This is a genomic window from Limnohabitans sp., assembly GCF_040400975.1.
Classification (GTDB): Bacteria; Pseudomonadota; Gammaproteobacteria; order Burkholderiales; family Burkholderiaceae_C; genus Limnohabitans_A.
Window position 1 is genome coordinate 1 of the sequence record NZ_JBBAPF010000055.1, and the last position, 4685, is coordinate 4685.

The window sequence follows — 4685 nt, forward strand, 5'->3', positions numbered from 1 at the left end:
AGACAGAGACAGAGACAGAGACAGAGACAGAGACAGAGACAGAGACAGACAGACAAGTGCTCGAACCCTCCGTCGTGACAGCGACCTGCCAATTCTCACGTGTATGGATGATGAGCTTGATGCCCTGTCTGGATCAGGGGATGAAGCAGCGGTGCCCTTGCCGCCACTGCCGGTGCCGCTCGCAGAGGCGCCGCCACTGGCAGTGGTGCCGTTGCCGGCGCCGCTCGCAGAGGCACCGCCGCTGGCAGAGGCGCCAGTGCCGGCGCCAGTGCCACAGCCGGCACCGATCCTCGCTGCTCCGATGGCTGGGGACCTCGATGCGTTGCCCGACAACAGCGAGGAGGAAGCTCCGCAGCAGTTGACACTCCGTGTTGCTACATTGAAGCAGTCATATGTTGCAAATGTTTCAGGCCAGGCATTGAAACGCGCCGCATCATCACTGCGACTGGCAGCGGTTGACAAACAAAAGCTGCGACGTGGCATCGACAAGGAGATCCTTTCACGTTCTCAATCCAGTGCGGACTTTGATGCATTGGCTGCGTGCTGGGATTCCACGCAACTGCGTCATGGGGATACTACTGCATGTCAACGTGTTGTGAATCAGGGACGTGGCATCCATCCCAATGCCTGGACGTTGCCGGGCACGTTGCGTGTCGCGTTCCAGGGCATCGGGGCTACCTCAACGCATCACGGGCGGGCGACAACTCACAATTTGTCAGCCATGGGTGTTGTGTCGTTGTGTGCTGCAGCTGCTCGGGATGAGCATATCAAGCAGTTCGTGGCCAGCATTCAGTGCGGGCTTCTTACGCCACCGTGGCTGTTGTTGCTGTCATCGTTTGACCTCACGCCCGTCAGTCTGTGTTTTGGGCAGCTCCATGACCTCATTGCGCCACTGGTGGGTTGCAGCAGCAATGTTGAGGCGCGTGGAGTGTTGCAAAGTATGGGGCAGATCAGTTCTGTGCATTGGGATGAACCACAGGAGGAGGGTGGTGTTGTGCCGCGGGATGAGAAACGGCTATGCCCACCAGTTGTTCTAGAAAACGGCACCGGTTCCAACCTTGTTGCAGCATTGCGGAAGACGGGTGGCCCACTAAGTTTTGAGAGTCTGGAGACGATATCCCGAGTTGTCCCACGCATTGCTCTGGTCCTCGGGGTTGACCTTGCAGGTGGTTCAGATACATTGCATCACGCTTTCGGGCTCACAACGAGGAGATGCATCGGTCTGGGGTGCACCACTTTCTTTGGCTGTTGTATGCAGCCTGCGTGGCTCATATCTTACATGGGATATGCGTGAGTACTTTCAGTGGGAAACACGTTATGCCTCGGCTGCATGGGGTTGCATTTGTGTGTGGGCTCACGGGACATTACAACACCTTGGTGGTAACACTGGTCCGCATGGTGCAGCAAGAGCTTGACTTCATCAGCGACTGTGCACCACCTGTGGTTTTCAATACACGCAACACATCTGTGGCAGATATCACCTTACTCCGTCATCTTGTCACCCGCGGCCGCGAAGGCGGGGCTGCCCACGCCGAAGATCTGTTGCGCCACAGGACCGCCCTGCTGCTGCAGCTTGTGAATGGAGATTGGAAGCATCCACGATTGCAGCATTTTTGCCGTGGGCGGCAATGTTGCCGGTCACGTGAGGATGCAGTGCATCGCATCACACAGGCACTGATGGATTCCTGCCTCAGCCAACTCGCCGCTGTCCAGCTTGCGGCCAGCCGGTGGTACACCTATGAGCCTGCAATGACACATGTGGCATTGGGCTGCTTATGCCACAATGTGCTTGGCCGTGCGTTTGCATGCGCCTTCCCTGACACGCCTGCGCGAAAGAAGAGGGGCAATGACGACGACGATGACTGGCACGCACGGTCCATCAAGAAGACTCGCCAAGCAAATGCATATTTGAGCAGCATTGACAACCACAAGTCATTGGCCATTGCCCTCGTGACTACCGCACCCCTGGACCATCTCAGCGCGAGGCTGCAGCATCTGGATGCGCAACAGGCGTGGAGCTTGATGAATCTCTGCGATAGCAGGACGGGGCCCTTGGTTGCAGCACAGGTTGAACTTGCAAGCATCCTGTACCCCAAACAATGCAATGGTGAACCCGCACTGCCGGCTTTGATGCACCACTTTGGCAGTGTTCTGAGGTCAGAGTTGCGGCCCAAGGTAGTGGCTTTGTGTGCACAGCTGTGGGCGAGGCTGGAAGTTACTTACTTCAACTGGCCGTGGCGACTGCTGGGGCTGGTTGATCCTTTCCTTCCTGACCAGAGCAAACGCGAGTTGGCGTTGGCATTCTGGCATGCGCCCGCGTGTGACTTGGACCCAGAATTCTCAGAGGGCCTCAGACAGTCAGTTGGTGGCCCTGACGCATTGTTGGGCGAGCCAGTCTTGGGCCTGCTCCGGAGGCTGGCCCGTTGCGGTCGCAGCAGCAACATGGGTGTGGAGGGTCTGCTTGCGCAGATCAAGAGCTCTGTGCGTGCGCGGAAGACACCCACAGTGGAGCGTTTGTGCTTCGCTGGGCATCTTGCAACACTCATGCAGGACCACTTGGTTGTTGGCATGCCTGACCTCAGGACGGCCAAGGCACTCCGCCGCCAAGCACTCGCTGCACATGCCCCCATCAAGGCAAACACAGCGCATAGACGTGCATTGAAGAAGCGTGGATCTGCACGCCCGCACTTGCAGTGGTGCAATGCCCGTGTGGCAGCATGGATTGATGAGAACCCGGGTGCCAGTGCAGATGCAGTCACTGCACAACGGCGGCAAGCAGCAGCTGAATGGCGCAACATGTCGCAGGTTGAGAGAGGTGATGCTTGCCTGGCTGCAGCTGCACGGGCACCCCGCAGTTGCAAGAGCAACATCACTGTCACTGTGCCGCCCTCGCCGCCTTTGTGGCGTATCTCTGATGAGAGGTGGCCTCTGTCAGAGTATGTTTTGAACAGCAACTCCTTAAGTGTTGTCCGCTGGTGCAGCCTCACGGATCCCATGGTGGTGTGGCAAATGTGGGCATTGCAAACAGGGCCAAGCGGTTGCGCCGCCAGTGCCGAGAAAATCATGTGGTCCGGGATGTTGGAGACATCCCAAAGAAGAAGAACTTCATGGTTCGGTTGCCATGCCACCTCGCGCACTATGGAGTTTGCCGGTCAGTGGATGAAGGAATCTACAAGAATGTGATAGATATTGGAAAGCGCATTGAGACATGTTTCAAGCCATCCCATGTCGGCACCTACTTCCGCATCACAGACTCCTTGCGCAGGTCGTTCTTTGTACATCTGTGCCATGTTCGTACCAGGAAGACGCATGCCCGCATTACACATGTGTTCGCGGAGGTACAGCTGGAGGCCACCACACTCACCATTGCCACTGTCCCCTGCGCAGCTGGGGAGCGGATACGATGTATGACGGCGTGGGATGTGGCACGTCAATGCTGTCGCATGAAGCTCACAGATGTGCTCGTGCAGAGCCTTGACGTTGACATCGTAGAGCCAACCGGTTTGTCTTGTGGGACTGTGCGGTTGCGTGCCGGGTGTGATCCAGACAGTATTGATCATGTGGTGCAAGTCTTCCCACCTCCAAAGAGGGCCGTTGCAGAACCAGTGGCCAATCCTTCGGAACTGGATTTGTTGCCGGATGGTGCAGGTCGGCCGGGCGTTGCAGTGCCGGTGGCTAAAAAAAAGGCATTGCCAAGGTGCCAGATGAGGTGGAGTGGCAGGGGAGTGCCAGTGACAGCAACACTGATTCATCCAACGATTCAGAATCTGCGTCCAGCAGCAGCGTTTCAGATGGGACCTTGCAACCAGGTGCAGAGAAGGATGTTGTGGGCAGTGGTGTTGCATGTGAAGTTGCAGCTTCTGGGGCATCCCCGTCGGGGGCAGGTGCGGCCGTTGCGATTGCTGATGGCCCATTGCCGGCGGAGCTTGCAGCAGAGGCTCTTGCTGAAGAGTCTGGCCCTGCACGTGATGCAGCTCCAGAGGCTGCCGGTCCGGCTGAGGCTGCAGGACTTGGGCCACCGGATGGGCCGATGGCCCGGGATGTTGCAAGGGGCATCATCAGTCAGTCACATGGTGTGTGGTACCAACGCAGTGAACGTGGCTTCATCTTCTTGGATGCATATATGTCGGCAATTGGACGCTTAACAGGTCCATGTGGGCCGCCCGCCAACGCTAGCCATTCGTTGAAGTGCTCGCTGCCAGGGCATAATTCATGTAGATTGATCAAGTCTGCCAATCAGACTAGAGTTGATCCGACAAAGCTCATCAAATGGTGCATTGCTGGCCCGGCCGTTGCAGACGCTGCCTCGCACAAGGCGTTGTGGGGGCCGGAGCTGTGGAGCTAGCGGAGGGTGTAAAATCATATGAAATCATAGTGCATATCGCATGACATATCACAGGACATACCATAGGCAGTCGTAAGACATACCATAGGAAATGTCACAATCTCATCATAGGGCATAAAGTTTGACATATCATATGCATCATCTGAACAGTCGTTTGACATATCACTGGACATATATTAGGACATCACAGGACATGTCAGAGGACATATTTCAGGCAATCTCAATGAACTCTCACAGGACATCGTAATACATGTCATATGATTTCTTATGGAATATCCTACGACATCATAGGACATCGTAGGACACATCATATAATATATTATACTGACTGTCACAGGAC

At 56.0% G+C, this 4685-nt stretch carries 2 protein-coding genes; both read left to right on the top strand.

Features of this window, described 5'->3' with window-relative positions; all coding sequences use genetic code 11:
• The first annotated feature begins 103 nt into the window (after positions 1-103).
• Positions 104-1294, top strand: a complete 1191-nt coding sequence (locus ABWQ00_RS15585; protein WP_353239571.1) for a hypothetical protein — start codon at positions 104-106, stop codon at positions 1292-1294.
• Complete coding sequence (locus ABWQ00_RS15590; RefSeq protein WP_353239572.1) at positions 1291-3183, top strand: hypothetical protein; 1893 nt, start codon at positions 1291-1293, stop codon at positions 3181-3183. Before ABWQ00_RS15585 ends, ABWQ00_RS15590 begins: the two co-directional genes overlap by 4 nt.
• Positions 3184-4685: the final 1502 nt, after the last annotated feature.

Excerpts from the sequence above, each read along its gene's own strand:
- ABWQ00_RS15585 (WP_353239571.1), top strand. The coding sequence starts at position 104 with ATGGATGATGAGCTTGATGCCCTGTCTGGATCAGGGGATGAAGCAGCG.